A 14,922-nucleotide genomic window follows, 5' to 3' on the forward strand; every position below is an offset into this window, starting at 1 on the left:
CTGCTGATCGGGATGGGGGTGTGGGAGTACGCGGTGCCGGGCGGCAGTCCGCGGGTGGGGATCCTGCGCTTCGAGACGACGCGGGGCGACCGGTTGTTCGTGTCGCTGCTCGGCAGCGCGTTCATCTGTCTTTTCTGGCTCGGGCTGGTCGGCCCGAGCCTGTGGTGGGCTCTGGCCCTCTGCCTCGGCTACGCGCTCTGCGTGTTTCGCTGGGTGTAGGGGGCGGTCAGGGACGGACGGCGGCAAGGCGCGGCCGTCCATGCGTGGGAACCGGCAACGAAGAATTCGAATCCTTGGGAGGATCGACTATGCGACGGACATGGATGGCATCGGCGGCCGTGGCGGCCCTGATGATGAGTGCAAATACCGCCTTCGCGGACATGGATGCCGCGAAGCGCTTCCTCGACGCCGAGGTCGGCGACATGTCGGCGCTCAGCCGCGCCGAGCAGGAAGCGGAGATGCAGTGGTTCATCGACGCCGCGGCGCCGCTGGCCGGCCTCGACATCAAGGTGGTGTCGGAGACCATCGCGACGCACGAGTATGAATCGAAGGTGCTGGCGCCGGCGTTCACCGCGATCACCGGCATCAAGATCACCCACGACCTGATCGGCGAGGGCGACGTCGTCGAGAAGCTGCAGACGCAGATGCAGTCGGGCGAGAACATCTACGACGGCTACGTCAACGATTCGGACCTGATCGGCACGCACTGGCGCTACCAGCAGGCGCGCAGCCTGACCGACTGGATGGCGAACGAGGGCAAGGACGTCACCAACCCCGGCCTCGACCTCGAGGACTTCATCGGCCTGAAGTTCACCACCGCCCCGGACGGCGAGCTCTACCAGCTGCCCGACCAGCAGTTCGCCAACCTCTACTGGTTCCGCTACGACTGGTTCAACGACGAGACCAACAAGGCCGACTTCAAGGCGAAGTACGGCTACGACCTCGGCGTGCCGGTCAACTGGTCGGCCTATGAGGACATCGCCGAGTTCTTCACCGGCCGCGACGTCGACGGCAAGGCCGTGTTCGGCCACATGGACTACGGCAAGAAGGACCCGTCGCTCGGCTGGCGCTTCACCGACGCCTGGCTGTCGATGGCCGGCAACGGCGACAAGGGCCTGCCGAACGGCCTGCCGGTCGACGAGTGGGGCATCCGTGTCGACGAGAACTCGCGGCCCGTGGGCAGTTGCGTCGCGCGCGGCGGCGACACCAACGGCCCGGCCTCGGTCTACGCGATCCAGAAGTACCTCGACTGGTTGAAGGCCTACGCCCCGCCGGAAGCGCAGGGCATGACCTTCTCCGAATCCGGCCCGGTGCCGGCGCAGGGCAACATCGCCCAGCAGATGTTCATGTACACCGCCTTCACCGCCGACCTCGTCAAGGACGGCCTGCCGGTGGTGAACGAGGACGGCACGCCGAAGTGGCGCTTCGCCCCCTCGCCGCATGGCGTCTACTGGAAGGACGGCATGAAGCTCGGCTACCAGGACGTGGGCTCGTGGACGCTCTTGAAGTCGACCCCGGTCGACCGCGCCAAGGCGGCCTGGCTCTACGCGCAGTTCGTCGTCTCGAAGACGGTGGACGTCAAGAAGAGCCATGTCGGCCTGACGCTGATCCGCGAAAGCTCGATCCGGCACGAGAGCTTCACCGAGCGGGCGCCGAAGCTCGGCGGCCTGATCGAGTTCTACCGCTCGCCGGCCCGCGTGCAGTGGTCGCCGACCGGCACCAACGTGCCGGACTATCCGAAGCTCGCCCAGCTCTGGTGGCAGGCGATCGGCGACGCGTCGTCGGGCGCGAAGTCGGCGCAGGAGGCGATGGACTCGCTCTGCGAGGAGCAGGAGAAGGTGCTGTCGCGCCTCGAGCGCGCCGGCGTCCAGGGTGACATCGGCCCGAAGCTCAACGAGGAGCACGACCTCGAATACTGGGTCGAGCAGGCCAAAGCCAACGGCACCCTCGCCCCGCAGCCCAAGGTCGAGAACGAAAAGGAACAGCCCATCACCGTCAACTACGACGAGCTGGTGAAGAGCTGGGCCGACGCGAAGAACTGATCCCGGCCCGGCTGGGTGACCGGCCGGTGACGTGACACGAGAAAGGCCGGGGCGGCGACGCCCCGGCCGACGTTCGAGGGGTGAAGCGCGGGAATGCGACCGGAGTCGCTTTCGTTCGACTGCCTTTACTCACTGTCATGGTCCGCCTGCGCGCATCATGACGGGGACGGGGAGGGGACGAGGGGGACCGGAACCACGGTCGTTGCCGGGCTCGACCCGGCAACCCGATGGCCTCGCCCTGCGCGATGGCTTATCCTCAGGCACCGTCTTGTCTTTTCGCTCGAGCCTCCGCCCGCGGCGCGGCGAGCGGGTCGCCGGGTCAAGCCCGGCGATGACGACGGAAGGGCCGGAGCCGGATACCGATCGACGGCATTCGCCCGCCGGGCCGCCGAACTCCACAGTCCCGGCAGCGACTGCGCAATCCGGGGGCGGCTCCCCCGACACGACCAGCGATCCGCCGCCGGCGCGGCGACAGGGGAGACGACATGAGCGGACATATCCTCGCCATCGACCAGGGCACCACGTCGACGCGGGCCATCGTGTTCGGACCCGACCGGGCGGTGGCCGGCACCGGGCAGCAGGAGTTTCCGCAGCATTATCCGCATCCGGGCTGGGTCGAGCACGATCCGGCCGACCTCTGGCGCACGACGGTGGAGACGGTGAAGGCGGCGCTCGCCGCCGCCCGGGTGGAGGTCGACGAGATCGCGGCGATCGGCATCACCAACCAGCGCGAGACGACGCTGGTCTGGGACAAGGCGACCGGCACGCCGGTCTATCCGGCGATCGTCTGGCAGGACCGGCGCACGGCCGAGCTCTGCGACCGGCTGAAGGCGGAGGGCGCCGAGCCGGCGTTCTCGGCGAAGACCGGGCTGCTGCTCGATCCCTATTTCTCCGGCACCAAGATCGCCTGGATCCTCGAGCACGTCGACGGCGCCCGCGCCCGGGCCGAGGCGGGTGAGCTCGCCTTCGGCACGGTCGACAGCTGGCTGATCTGGAACCTCACCGGCGGCCGGGTGCACGCGACCGACGCCACCAACGCCGCGCGGACGCTGGTCTATGACATCCGCACCGGCGACTGGGACGACGAACTCTTGAAGCTGCTCGGCATTCCGCGCGCGATGCTGCCGGAGGTGAAGGACTGTGCCGCCGATTTCGGCGCGACCGATCCGGCGCTGTTCGGCCGGCCGATCCCGATCTTCGGCGTCGCCGGCGACCAGCAGGCGGCGACCGTCGGGCAGGCCTGCTTCGAGCCCGGCATGCTGAAATCCACCTACGGCACCGGCTGCTTTGCCGTGCTCAACACCGGCGACGCCTTCGTGACGTCGAACAACCGGCTGCTCACCACCATCGCCTATCGCCTCGACGGGCGCACGACCTATGCGCTGGAGGGCTCGATCTTCGTCGCGGGCGCGGCGGTGCAGTGGCTGCGCGACGGGCTGAAGCTGATCGACAAGGCGGATTCGACCGGCGCCATGGCGGCGGCCGCCGACCCCGAGCAGGACGTCTACCTGGTGCCGGCCTTCACCGGCCTCGGCGCGCCGTGGTGGGACCCTGACGCGCGCGCGGCGATCTTCGGCATGACGCGCAACACCGGGCCGAACGAGTTCGCCCGCGCGGCGCTGGAGGCCGTCTGCTACCAGACCGCCGACCTCGTCGACGCGATGCACGGCGACTGGGCGAGCGGGGACGCCGGTGGCGAGACCATCCTGCGCGTCGACGGCGGCATGGTGGCGAGCGACTGGACCATGCAGCGCCTCGCCGACATCCTCGACGCGCCGGTCGACCGGCCGGTGATCCGCGAGACGACGGCGCTCGGCGCCGCCTGGCTCGCGGGGCGGCAGGCCGGGCTGTGGCCGGACGAGGCGGGCTTTGCCGCATCCTGGCGCCGCGACCGCCGTTTCGAGCCGGACCTCGGCGACGAGGCGCGGCGGCGCAAGCTCGCCGGCTGGCGGGATGCGGTGGCGCGGACCCGGGTGCGCTAGGACGCGCCGGTGCTGCAGCGGCCGCTCAGGCCGCGCCGTCCGGGCAGTAGATGTCGTAGAGCACCTCGATGACGCGGCGGGCATCGTGCGAGGCGAGGCGGTAGTAGATCGTCTGGGCGTCGCGCCGGGTGGCGACGATGCCGAGGTCGCGCAGCTTGGCGAGGTGCTGCGACAGTGCCGACTGGCTGAGGCCGACGGTTTCGGCGAGCGCGCCGACCGACATCTCGCGATCGACCAGCCTGCACAGCACCATCAGCCGCTTCGGCTGCCCGAGCGCCGCCAGCAGCTGCGCCGCTTCCTCGGCGCGGCCTTCCAGCCCGGCCGCCGCGACCGCCGTGTCGTTCATGACCGTCCTCATGTGTAGCGCGCCTTCGAAGGGGTCTCGTTTCGCGCGGCACCGACCCCGACCATAGAGCCTCGGCGCCGGGGGCGAAAGTCGCCGTCGCGGTTTTGCATGGCAGGCACGCCGAGCCCTGCAAGGAGCGCGGAAAGACGACGACTTGCACAGGTTTTCCGCGTGGCCTTCATTTTGGCGGCTATGCGCGGCATTGTAGAGGCGTTCGGCCGCACGAATCGCCGGTATCGGCGCCGAACGCCGCCGACGCCTGCCTCCCGCCCCGCCGAGTGCGCCCAGGAATCATGCCCACCGCTCCGTCCGCGCCGCCCGCCCCGAGTGTTCCGCCCGCCGAACGGCCGAAGGTGCTGATCGTCCTGCACCAGGAGACGTCGAGCCCCGGCCGCGTCGGCCAGGCGCTGGAGCGGCGCGGCTTTCACCTCGATATCCGCCGGCCGCGCTTCGGCGACCTGCTGCCGCAGACGCTGGAGGCGCATCGCGGCGCGGTGGTGTTCGGCGGGCCGATGAGCGCCAACGATCCCGAGCCCTGGATCCACCGCGAGATCGACTGGATGGAGGTGCCGCTGCGCGAGCAGGCGCCGTTCCTCGGCATCTGCCTCGGGGCGCAGATGCTGGCGCGCCATCTCGGCGCCCGCGTCGCGCCGCACGGCGATGGCCTCGCCGAGATCGGCTACTACCGGCTGCGGCCGACGGCGAGCGGCAGCAGCCTGATGGACTGGCCGGACTTCGTCTACCAGTGGCACCGCGAGGGCTTCGAGGTGCCGGCGGGCGGCGAGTTGCTCGCGACCGGCGACGCCTTCGAGAACCAGGCGTTCCGGGTCGGCCCGGCCGCCTACGGCATCCAGTTCCACGCCGAGCTCACCTATCACATGATGAACCGCTGGACCGTGCACGGCAGCGCCCGCATGGCGATGCCGGGGGCGCAGGGGCGGCGCGATCATTTCGCCGGCCGCGCGCTGCACGATGCGGCGGTGCGCGCCTGGCTCGACCGGTTCCTCGACCTCTGGATCGGCACGGCCGACCAGCCGGCGGCGCAGGCCGCGGCCGGCTGAGCCGGGCCCGCGCGCCCGGGCACCCGCAAGACCTCAGGCGACGGAAAAGGCAACGCTCTCGAAGGCGCCGACGAGGTCCTGGTCGAGCTTCGGCCCCATGCCGACGATGATGTCGTAGGCCTCGCGGGCGGGCAGCGGCTCCTTGTAGGAGCGCCGCTCGATTAGCGCCGCGAAGATGTCGCAGATGGTGACGATGCGGATCAGGTCCGAGATCTCGGTGCCGCGCAGGCCCTGCGGATAGCCCGAGCCGTCCAGCATCTCGTGGTGATGCAGCGCCACCTCGGCGACTTCGCCGGCGGTTTCGGGATAGCGGCTGAGAATCTCGTGGCCGACGGTGACGTGGCTGCGCATCAGGCGCGTTTCGTCCTCGGTCAGCCGCCCGGGCTTGTCGATCACGGACTTCGGGATCGCCGACTTGCCGATGTCGTGGAAGAAGGCCGCCGTGAACAGGCGCGACACCTCGCGGCCCGACAGGCCGAGATGGCTGGCGAAGGCGACGGCAACGGTGGTGACCAGCGAGCAGTGCTGGATCGTGGTGTCCTGATTGCGCGAGATCGCGTCGATCAGCAGGTAGAGCGGGGTGGTCTCCACCTGGCGCGAGAAGTCCTGGCTGAGCCCGGCGTAGAAGTCGCGATCGAAGGTCGGCATCGAGCCGAACATCTCGAAGGCGGCGGCCGTCGCCTGGAACACCGAATGGGCGACGGCCTTGGCTTCGGTGACCCGCATCCGGCTGGCGGCGAGATAGTCGGCGTCGATGACGCCGATCAGCCTGAGCAGCGGATCGAGGCGCGGGCCGGCCTTGGTGACGTAGCCGATGCCGAGGTTGTCGAGCGCGACGATGTCACCGGCGGTGACGTTCGGTCCCCACACGATCGTCCGCCGCAAGGACGCGGGCCGGGCGATCGCGCGCCAGGCCGCCGCGGTCGCGACGCCCTGCGGCTCGGCGATGATGTAGACGGGCGCGTCGGGAACCGCGCCGGGCGACCGGGCGAGGTCGTCGATCACCATGAGGTCGGCGGCGATGCCCGACCGCGCCATGGCGGTGGCGAGCGCGCGCGCATCATCCACGCGGCGGCAGATCAACAAGGCGCGTTTCAAACTGAACTCCTCGCCTCAACCAGTTCGGGTTGATGCATGGCGTCATCATATGTATTGCGGGTTAAATAATGTCTTTTATCGATGAGTGTCAGTCAGCAAAAGACCGCAGGCGGCGGCCGGCGCCCCGCGTGGTGCGCGGCGAAAGCGGGCGGGCAGTCATGGATTGCGGATGCGGCGCGCAATTTCGCATATCGCGACTTCGATTTTTGCGCCTCGCAAAATGCAAAACCGCCCAAACCCGGATCATCCTCTTGAAGACGCGGCATTTTCCGGCGCCGCGCCGGGGGCAGCTAGGGCTGTGATCTCTCGCCGGCGACAACGATTTGGCAACCACGACCTGCGAAAGTCCGGGTGTCGGCAGTCAGTTTCGCGTCGTCGACCTGCCGGACGGAAGCAAGTGGCCCAGCCTGGTTTTGCGTAGGGCCGGCTTCCGATCCGGCAAGTGTTTCCGGGCGCCCGCTCAGGCCCTGCGGGCCAGCATCAGCGCCCCGTCCATCGCATCGCCCGCCGGCAGCGCCAGGATCGGCGCCAGCTGGGGCCCGAGCAGCGGGCGATAGACCGCGGCGAGGCCGCCGACGAGCGCCACCGGCGCCTCCGCCTGACCCGCGAGCACGCCGACCAGCGCCTCCACCTCCGCCACCGCCTCATCGCGCAGCGCCAGCGCGACCCGGTCGCCGGCTTCCGCATGGGCAAAGACCAGCGGCGCAAGCGCGCCGTAATCGGCGGGCCTTGCGCCGAGCGACCAGGCACAGAGCGCGGCAGCGTCGGCATGCGGCTGCATCACCGCCGCCGTCAGCGCCGACGCCGGCGCCAGCCCCTCGTGGGCGGCGAGCGCCCGGCGCACGGCGCGCTGGCCGAGCACGGCGCCCGAGCCGCCGTCGCTGATCGCAAAGCCCCAGCCGCCGACCCGGATCCGTGCCGCGCCGCGGCGCGCATAGCCCTGGCTGCCGGTGCCGAGGATGAGGATGGCGCCGTCGCGGCCGGCGTGGGCGCCGAGGCAGGCGGTTTCGGCGTCGGAGACGACGGCGAGGCGGCCGAGGCCGAAAGCGTGCGCGGCGAGCGCCGCGGCGGTGCCGCTCGCCTCGACGCCGGCGAGGCCGAAGGCGGCGTCGGTGTCGGCGCGGTCGGCCGGGCCGAGGCCGGCCGCGGCGAAGGCGTCGCCGACGGCGGCGGCGAGCGCGGCGGTGGCGGGCTCGAGCCCGAGGGTGAGGTTGGCGGGGCCGCCGCGGCCCTCGGCGAGGATGCGGCCGTCCCGGTCGACGAGGCGGGCGCGGCAGCCGGTGCCGCCGCCGTCGACGCCGATGAAGAAGCGCGGGGTCCGGAGCACGGCGGCCGTGTCCGTCACGTGCCGCGCGCGGTGGCGGCGATGCGCTTCTTCAGGCGCAGCCGCACGGTGCTGGAGACGCCGAGCAGGTCGGCAATGCGCCAGATGATGTCGTCTTCGAGTTCCTGGGCGAGGCCGTCGGAATAGACGAGTTCCCAGAGGATCTCGATCAGCCGTTCGCGGGCGGGGAGCTCGAGCCGCCGGTTGATCACCGCGGTGAAGCCGGTGAGGTCGACCGCCTCGAGGTCGAGCCGGCGCGCCTCGGCGATCAGCGCGTCGGTGCGACCACCGGAGAGCTTGAACGCCTTCATCAGCGCGCCGCGCATGGTCTCGCGCTCCGACACGGTGGTCGCGCCGTCGATCGCCACGACGTGCACCATCAGCGCCGCCGTGGCGAGACGGACGTCGACGACGCCGTCGTCGGCTTCGTCGCGGCCCGTGAGGTCGCGCAGCATCGTCATGAGGGCGTCGAACACCAAGCGATCCGCTCCGCGCCGCGGGGATCGGCCATGGCGGCCGCTCCTCTCCGGATCGATCATAGGCAGCGGCGGCGCCATCGCAACGCGAAGGCGCAGGCACGGCGCTTGATCGCGGACGACTGCGGCTTCAGTGTCACACACCGCATCCGCGCCCGCCTGCATGAGAGGACCGACGATGGCCGACCCGATTCCGCTCGACGACCTGCTGGAGCAGGAACGCAGCCTCGTTTTCACGCGCTTCGACAACGAGACGGCGATCGCGCTCGGCCTCGACATCCTCGCCCGCGGCCGGGCGCGCGGCCTGCCGATCACCGTCGACGTCTCGCGCGCCGGCCAGCAGCTGTTCCATGCGGCGCTCGCCGGCACCGCGGCCGACAACGACCGCTGGGTCGAACGGAAGTCCGCGGTGGTCTACCGCTTCGGGCACAGCTCGCTCTACGTCGGCGAACTCTGCCGGCAGCAGGGGCTGTCGTTCGAGGCGAAGTTCCTCGTCGACCCCAGGACCTATGCCGCGCACGGCGGCGCCTTCCCGATCACGGTGAAGGACGTCGGCCTCGTCGGCGTCGTCACCGTCTCCGGCCTGCCGCAGCGCGACGACCATGCGCTGGTGGTCGAGGCGCTGGCCGAGTTCCTCAGCCGGTGAGCAGGGCCTCGAGCGCCGGGTAGATCGCCGGCGCGCCCGCGATCACCGGGTTGCCACGGGTGAGGCCGTCGCCGGCGAGGAAGTCGTTGACCTTGCCGCCGGCGCCCTCGATCACCGCGATGGCGGCGAGGCAGTCCCAGGAATTGATGTGGCTCTCGACGTAGCCGAGCAGCCGGCCGCAGCCGACATAGCAGAGGCCGAGCGCGCCGGAGCCGTCGCGGTGGAACATGCCGCCCTGGCGCAGCAGTCGCTCCAGCACCGGCAGCACGGGACCCGGTCCGACGCGGGTCGAATAGCCGACGCTGACGACGCCCTGGTCGAGCGCCTGGCCCGGATGCAGCGTCAGCGCCCGGCCGTTGAGCGTCGACGGGGTGCCGTGCCGGGCGAGGAACACCTCGCTCCGGGCCGGGGCGTAGACGGCGCCGATCTCGATCACGCCGGCGCGGAGGTACGCGATCGAGACGCACCAGTTCGACATGCCGCTGAGGAAGGGCTGGGTGCCGTCGATCGGATCGACCACCCAGATGCCCTGGCCCGGCGCCAGCGCGGTCATGCCGGTCTCCTCGCCGAGGAAGGCGTCCTCGGGAAACGCCTCGGCGATGCGGCCGCGAATCAGGCGCTCGGTCTCGACATCGGCCTCGCTGGCGAGATCCTGCAGGCCCTTCGTCTTGATGGTGAGCGTGCCGAGCCGCTGGAAGTAGCCGTTCGCGAGGTCGCCGGCCTCGGCGACGAGGGCCTGCACGAAGGCGAAGCGGGCGTCGATGGCGGGATCGGACAGGGTGGTCATCGGGGATCCTTCGGAGGCGGACGGGCGCGGACGGGTTGTGCGGGCGGGCGGCCGCGACAGGGTAGGGCGGCGATGTTGCAGGGCCATATCAGGCGACCGCGCGGGGCGAAACCGGGGACGGGTGCATGGCAGGGTGGCGGGTGGAGGCCCTGACCCCGGGCTCGGTGGTGGAAGAATCCCTCCCCCTTGTGGGGAGGGTGGCCCGGCCAAAGGCCGGGTCGGGAGGGGTTACGGCCTCGCCTTCGATCCGTGGAGAGGCTGCTACCCCTCCCGGCTCGCTGCGCTCGCCACCCTCCCCAGAAGGGGGAGGGATGTCTCTACGACTAAGCCCGCACTCCTAGGCGCCTTCGCGCGCGCGGCGCAGGTGATTGCCCGGCGGCAGCGCTTGCCGCCCGATCGCCCCCGTGCACCAATGCCCTCCAGTGCTGCCCCAGCCATGCCGTCGGACCCTGCCATGTACCAGCCGCCGCATTTCATTGCCGACGACCTGCCCCAGATGCTCGCCTTCCTCGCCGCGCATCCGCTCGGGCTGCTCGTCACCCGCGGCGAGGGCGTCCCGGTGGTCGATGCGGTGCCGTTCCGGCATGTGCCGGAGGAGGCGGGGTTCGGCCGGCTGGAGGCGCATGTCGCCCGCGCCAACCCGCTGTGGCGGCTGCACGATCCGGCCGAGCCGGTCGTCGTCGTGTTCCAGGGGCCGGAGCACTACGTCTCGCCCGGCTGGTACGCTACCAAGGCCGAGACCGGCAAGGTGGTACCGACGTGGAACTACAGCCTCGTGCAGGCGACCGGCCGGCTCGTCGTGCACGACGACCCGGTCTGGGTGCGCGGCCAGATCGAGCGGCTGACGGCGGCGCACGAATCGGGCCGGCCGGCGCCGTGGGCGGTCGGCGATGCGCCGGACGCGTTCATCGCGGCGCAGCTGCGCGGCATCGTCGGGATCGAGGTGCGGATCGACGCTCTGGTCGGGAAATTCAAGCTCAGCCAGAACCGCAATCCCGCCGATCGGTCTGGCGTGATCGCGGGACTGGACGAGGAAGCAACCGCGCCGGCGGCGGCCGTCGCCGCGCTGATGCGGGGACCGTCCGCCGATTGAGGCGGCGACGGGATCGATCCGAACGGGCGGGGGAGCCTGGCGGCGAGGCGGTTTTCCGCGGAATTTCGGCCCTCCTCCGCCGGTCTGCACGCCGCGCGATCTTCCCTGTTGCAATCGAATCCGACTTGGTTCATATAGGCGCGGCTTCGGCGCGGCGGCTCTCACGGGCAGCAACGATGAGGCGTCAGATACTGGTTTGCGGGCGTAGCTCAGGGGTAGAGCACAACCTTGCCAAGGTTGGGGTCGTGGGTTCGAATCCCATCGCCCGCTCCAGTTTCTCAAAAACAGGTCGATCCTGAAGGTCCGCTCGCGCGGGCCTTTTTGCGTTTTGGCCCCGCCGCGATCGAAGTGTCTGGTCAGCGGGCGGGCGGAACGCCGAGCAGGTCGAGCGCCGGGCCGAAGAGGTCCGGCAGGACGGTGTGGCCGCCGGGGTGCAGGCAGAGGGCGATGTCGCCGCGGCGGCAGCCGGTGGCGACCGTACAGTCGGCGACGTCGGCGAGGGCGCGCGAGGTGGTCGCGGTGCAGCCGGCGCGGGCTTCGAGGATCGCGATGCTGGCGCGGGTGTCGCCCTGGTGCCAGCGGCTGCCGATCGGCCGGCCGGCGAGCGGGAAGGTGCCGTCGGCGCGGCCGTGGATGTGGACGAGCGGCGGCAGCGCCGCAGTGCAGTCGCCGGGCGCGGGCAGCGGGTTCCAGAACACGCCGGAGAAGGTGACGCCGGCTGCGATGCGGTCGCCGAGGCGGCACAGCGCGTACCAGGCCATCGACGCCCCTTGCGAGAAGCCGCCGACGACGACGCGGTCGCGGCCGAAGCCGAAGCGGGCGTCGAGGTCGTCGAGCACGGCGGCGGTGACGGCGAACTCGTCGCGCGCGGACGCCGGCGCGCCGGGATGCGACCAGGTGCCGTCCAGCCCGTCGACGGCGGCAAACGCAAGGCCGCGGGCGGCGGCGGCGGTCACCAGCGCGCGGTCGCGCATCTGGCCTTCGGCGGAATTCATGTAGCCGTGAAAGAACAGGTAGACGCCGCGCAGTTCTGCGGGCGGCACGCCGGCGGGAAGCTCGATCCGGTAGCTGCCGCCGGCGACGGCGCAGGGCACGTCGCCGCCACACGGCGCTGGTTCGGCGGTGGTCGCCGGCCCGGCGAAGGCCGCGATGAGGACGAGCCCCAGCAGCCACACCCGGCCGAGGTCGCGGCCCGCACCGCCGAGGCGGTGGCGAGAAAGCCCCGGGCCGAACGCCGCCTGCCGGTCGATCCCGTCCTGTCTCATCCGGCCGCCTTCCAGGGCGCCTGCTTGAACCAGCGCACCGTGAAGGCGACGGCGACGAGGCCGGCGAGGCCTAGGAGGTTGGCGGCGGCGACGCTGAGCGGGCCGCGGCCGGTGTGGTCCATCAGGATGCCGAGCATCTGCGCGATCACCATGCTGGCGAGGAAGACAGCAAGCGACTGCTGGCCGACCACGGCGACGAGCCGGACCAGCGGGCCCTTGAGCCGGCGCCCGCCTTCGCCCGCGAGGTGGTAGGCGAGGTAGGCGAGGGCGCCGAAATGCACGAGGCGCAGGATGCCGAAGCTCGATTTCGACGTCAGCGGCCGCAGCGCCTCGGCGACCTCGGCGAAGGCCGGCACGCCGCGCAGCGCGACGTGCCAGGCGAACGGGATCGTCGCCAGCAGCACGAGGGCGGCGAGCGCCGCATAGGCCGGCCGCCACGGCGGCGCCGGCAGCCGGCCGCGCATCAGGAAGAAGCCGCAGAAGAAGATCAGCTGCCAGCCGAACGGGTTGAAGAACCACGGCCGCTCCGACCACGGCTCGGCGGGGAGGTCGAGCGCCCCGGTCTGCGCCGTGAGCCAGAGCCCGCCGACGAGGGCGAAGGCGGCGGCGCGGTGCAGCCGCTCGGCGGCCAGCACCAGCGGCATCAGCGCGAGGATGACGAGATACATCGGCAGGATGTCGAAGTAGTTCGGCACGTAGGTCAGCGTCAGCAGCCCGACGAGCTGCGGCATGGGGTCGTTGAAGAAGGGGTGCAGGTTGAGGCCGTTGACATAGGGCAGGCCGTTCGGCGCCGTGCCCGCGACGACCATGATCGCGGCGACAGTGAGGAACAGGCAGACGTGGGCCCAGTAGACCTGCCAGACGCGCTGGGCGACGCGCGCCGTGCCAAGCGCAAAACCCTCGCGGTCGAAGACGCGGCCGAAGGCGATCGCCGAGGCCATGCCGGAGAGGCAGACGAAGATCTCGGTCGCGTCGGAGAAGCCGAAGCGGGCCGGGATCCAGAGGATCCACGGGTTGCCGGGGACATGGGCGATCAGGATGATCGCCATGCCGATGCCGCGGAAGACGTCGAGCCGCGGATCGCGCGGGCGCTTCGCGGGCGGTGCGGGCGCGCGGGTCGCCGCGGCGGGTTCAGAAGGCGTTCTGGTAAGCACTGGCATCGAACCGGCAGGCGATCAGGGTGAAGCGGTCGCGGCGGTTTGCTGCGGCAGCAAAGGCGGCGTCGAGGTCGGCGCGGCTGGCGACGGTCTCGCCGTGGCCGCCGAAGCCGCGGGCGATCGCCGCAAAATCCGTGGCGCCGAGCGCGACGCCGGCCGGGGCGAGGCCCGCTGCGGCCTGTTTCATGGCGATCAGCGCGAGGCTTTCGTCCTGGAACACGACGACGGTGAGCGGGCGGCCGAGGTCGCGCAGGGTGGCGAGTTCGCCGATGCCCATCTCGAGCCCGCCGTCGCCCATCACCGCGAAGACGCACGCCTTCGGGTCGGCGGCGGCGACGCCGATCGCCAGCGGCAGGGCGGCGGCCATGGTGCAGAGCCCGGCCGACTGCAGCAGCCGCAGCGGCCGGCCGGCGCGCCACATCTGCGACAGCAGGATGCGGTGGGCGCCGCTGTCGACGGTGACGACGGCGTCATCGCCCGCGGCGACCGCCAGCGCCTCGACCACCGCATGCGGGCCGAAGCCGCTCGCGGGGGCCGCGAAGGCGGCGTCGAGGCGGGCGCGGGCAGCAGTGGGCTCGCCGTCCGGCCAGGTGGCGCCCGCAGGCACGAGGGCAACGAGCGCCGCGAGGATGTCGGCCGGGGCCGCCGCGATGCGGCTCCCGGCGCGGTGCATGCCGTGGTCGGCGGGGTAGCGGGTGATCTCGGCGATCCGGTCGGGGGCGGCGAGGTCGAGCCAGCCGAGCCGCATCTCGATCGGGTCGTAGCCGGCGAGCAGCACGAGATCGGCGCTCGCCATGAGGCCGAGCAGGATCGCGTCGGCCTTCGGCGACAGGCCGGCGCCGCCGAGGCTGTGCGGATGGTCCTCGGGCAGGATGCCCTTCGCCTTGTAGGTGGTGACGACGGGAATGCCGCGCGCCTCGGCGAGCGCGGCGAGCGCCGGGCCGGCGCCGCCGCGGGCGGCCTCGAAGCCGGCTAGGATCAGCGGCCGCTCGGCGGCGGCGAGCCGGGCGGCGAGCGCGCGAATCGCGGGCGAGGCCGGGTCGGGCGCGAGCGCCGGGCAGTCCGCCGGCGGCCAGGGGGCGGCGTCGCCAAGCGACATTGCCGCGACGGCGGGGGAGAGGTCGAGGTGCACCGGGCCGGGCGGCTCGGCGAGCGCCAGCGCGATTGCCCGCGCAACGGTGGCAGCGGCGCTTTCCGGCTCGATCTCGAAGCTCGCCTTGACCAGCGGCCGCAGCATGGCGGCATGGTCGAAGACCTGGTGGGTGTAGCGGGCGCGGGTCGGCCGGTCGACGATGCCAGACAGCACGATCAGCGGCACGCGCTCCTGCGCCGCATCGGCGATGCCGTTGACGGCGTTGGCGAGGCCCGGGCCGACGGTGGTGACGAGCACGGCGAGCGCGTCGCCGGCGAGATGGGCGCCGGCCGCCATGATCGCCGCGGCGGTCTCGTGCCGGGCGAGGTGGAAGCCGATGCCGGCGGCTTCGAGCGCATCGACGAGGGTGACGACCTCGCCGCCGGGCATGCCGAAGGCGCGGCGGGCGCCGTGGGCGGCGAGCGTCGTGGCGACGGCGTCGGCGACGCGGCCCGGGGAGGGCGCGTCGCCTGCAGAATTCGAGTTTGGACCGGTCATCGGGCTCCGTCCGGT

Annotated in this window: 14 protein-coding genes and 1 tRNA gene; 7 read left to right on the top strand and 8 right to left on the bottom strand. The window is 71.6% G+C overall.

The features are described from left to right. From I5731_RS05035 to glpK, 3 genes are all read left to right on the top strand, one after another. Nucleotides 1-219 (top strand): DUF2160 domain-containing protein (locus I5731_RS05035; protein WP_197309599.1); only part of this gene is annotated, 219 nt, incomplete at its 5' end. Between the two features lie 104 nt (nt 220-323). Next, on the top strand, nt 324-2,042 hold the full coding sequence (locus tag I5731_RS05040; protein WP_407941818.1) for an ABC transporter substrate-binding protein: 1,719 nt from the start codon (nt 324-326) through the stop codon (nt 2,040-2,042). Nucleotides 2,043-2,527: 485 nt separating this feature from the next. Then, a complete protein-coding gene (gene glpK / locus I5731_RS05045; protein WP_197310283.1) occupies nt 2,528-4,024 on the top strand; it encodes a glycerol kinase GlpK in 1,497 nt (498 codons plus the stop codon). A 25-nt stretch (nt 4,025-4,049) separates the two neighbouring features. On the opposite strand, the gene I5731_RS05050 is transcribed toward glpK, so the two are convergent. Then, complete coding sequence (locus tag I5731_RS05050) at nt 4,050-4,370, bottom strand: ArsR/SmtB family transcription factor (RefSeq protein WP_197310284.1); 321 nt, start codon at nt 4,368-4,370, stop codon at nt 4,050-4,052. A 293-nt stretch (nt 4,371-4,663) separates the two neighbouring features. On the opposite strand from I5731_RS05050, the gene I5731_RS05055 reads away from it, so the two are divergent. Beyond that, nucleotides 4,664-5,431, top strand: a complete 768-nt coding sequence (locus tag I5731_RS05055; RefSeq protein ID WP_197310285.1) for a glutamine amidotransferase — start codon at nt 4,664-4,666, stop codon at nt 5,429-5,431. Nucleotides 5,432-5,464: 33 nt separating this feature from the next. Here I5731_RS05055 and I5731_RS19970 read toward each other — a convergent pair whose 3' ends face one another. The 3 genes from I5731_RS19970 to I5731_RS05070 all read right to left on the bottom strand — a co-directional run bounded on the left by I5731_RS19970 (nt 5,465) and on the right by I5731_RS05070 (nt 8,329). Beyond that, on the bottom strand, nt 5,465-6,499 hold the full coding sequence (locus I5731_RS19970) for an HD-GYP domain-containing protein (protein ID WP_197310286.1): 1,035 nt from the start codon (nt 6,497-6,499) through the stop codon (nt 5,465-5,467). A gap of 490 nt (nt 6,500-6,989) precedes the next feature. Further along, on the bottom strand, nt 6,990-7,856 hold the full coding sequence (locus I5731_RS05065; RefSeq protein ID WP_197310287.1) for a BadF/BadG/BcrA/BcrD ATPase family protein: 867 nt from the start codon (nt 7,854-7,856) through the stop codon (nt 6,990-6,992). Between the two features lie 14 nt (nt 7,857-7,870). Continuing rightward, nucleotides 7,871-8,329, bottom strand: a complete 459-nt coding sequence (locus I5731_RS05070; protein WP_197310288.1) for a tellurite resistance TerB family protein — start codon at nt 8,327-8,329, stop codon at nt 7,871-7,873. 178 nt (nt 8,330-8,507) lie between these two features. Between I5731_RS05070 and I5731_RS05075 the strand changes: the two genes are divergently transcribed. Then, nucleotides 8,508-8,975: a heme-degrading domain-containing protein gene (locus I5731_RS05075; RefSeq protein ID WP_197310289.1), complete on the top strand. Its 468-nt coding sequence runs from the start codon at nt 8,508-8,510 to the stop codon at nt 8,973-8,975. Here I5731_RS05075 and I5731_RS05080 read toward each other — a convergent pair. Continuing rightward, complete coding sequence (locus I5731_RS05080) at nt 8,965-9,762, bottom strand: inositol monophosphatase family protein (RefSeq protein WP_197310290.1); 798 nt, start codon at nt 9,760-9,762, stop codon at nt 8,965-8,967. The two genes, I5731_RS05075 and I5731_RS05080, sit on opposite strands and share 11 nt — an antisense overlap. Before the next feature lie 454 nt (nt 9,763-10,216). On the opposite strand from I5731_RS05080, the gene I5731_RS05085 reads away from it, so the two are divergent. Then, on the top strand, nt 10,217-10,855 hold the full coding sequence (locus I5731_RS05085) for an FMN-binding negative transcriptional regulator (protein WP_197310291.1): 639 nt from the start codon (nt 10,217-10,219) through the stop codon (nt 10,853-10,855). Nucleotides 10,856-11,053: 198 nt separating this feature from the next. Next, nucleotides 11,054-11,128 (top strand) — tRNA-Gly (locus I5731_RS05090). Nucleotides 11,129-11,211: 83 nt separating this feature from the next. Here the strand turns inward: I5731_RS05090 and I5731_RS05095 are convergent. Genes I5731_RS05095 through I5731_RS05105 form a run of 3 tightly spaced genes read right to left on the bottom strand, consistent with a single transcriptional unit; the run spans nt 11,212 to nt 14,907 of the window. Then, nucleotides 11,212-12,120, bottom strand: a complete 909-nt coding sequence (locus I5731_RS05095; protein ID WP_197310292.1) for an alpha/beta hydrolase family esterase — start codon at nt 12,118-12,120, stop codon at nt 11,212-11,214. After that, nucleotides 12,117-13,280 (bottom strand): OpgC family protein, encoded by a 1,164-nt coding sequence (locus I5731_RS05100; protein WP_197310293.1) that lies wholly within the window; start codon nt 13,278-13,280, stop codon nt 12,117-12,119. The genes I5731_RS05095 and I5731_RS05100 overlap by 4 nt, the downstream gene beginning before the upstream one ends. Further along, nucleotides 13,252-14,907: a thiamine pyrophosphate-binding protein gene (locus tag I5731_RS05105; protein ID WP_197310294.1), complete on the bottom strand. Its 1,656-nt coding sequence runs from the start codon at nt 14,905-14,907 to the stop codon at nt 13,252-13,254. Before I5731_RS05105 ends, I5731_RS05100 begins: the two co-directional genes overlap by 29 nt. Nucleotides 14,908-14,922: the final 15 nt, after the last annotated feature.

It is taken from the genome of Methylobrevis albus (assembly GCF_015904235.1).
Lineage (GTDB): Bacteria > Pseudomonadota > Alphaproteobacteria > Rhizobiales > Pleomorphomonadaceae > Methylobrevis_A > Methylobrevis_A albus.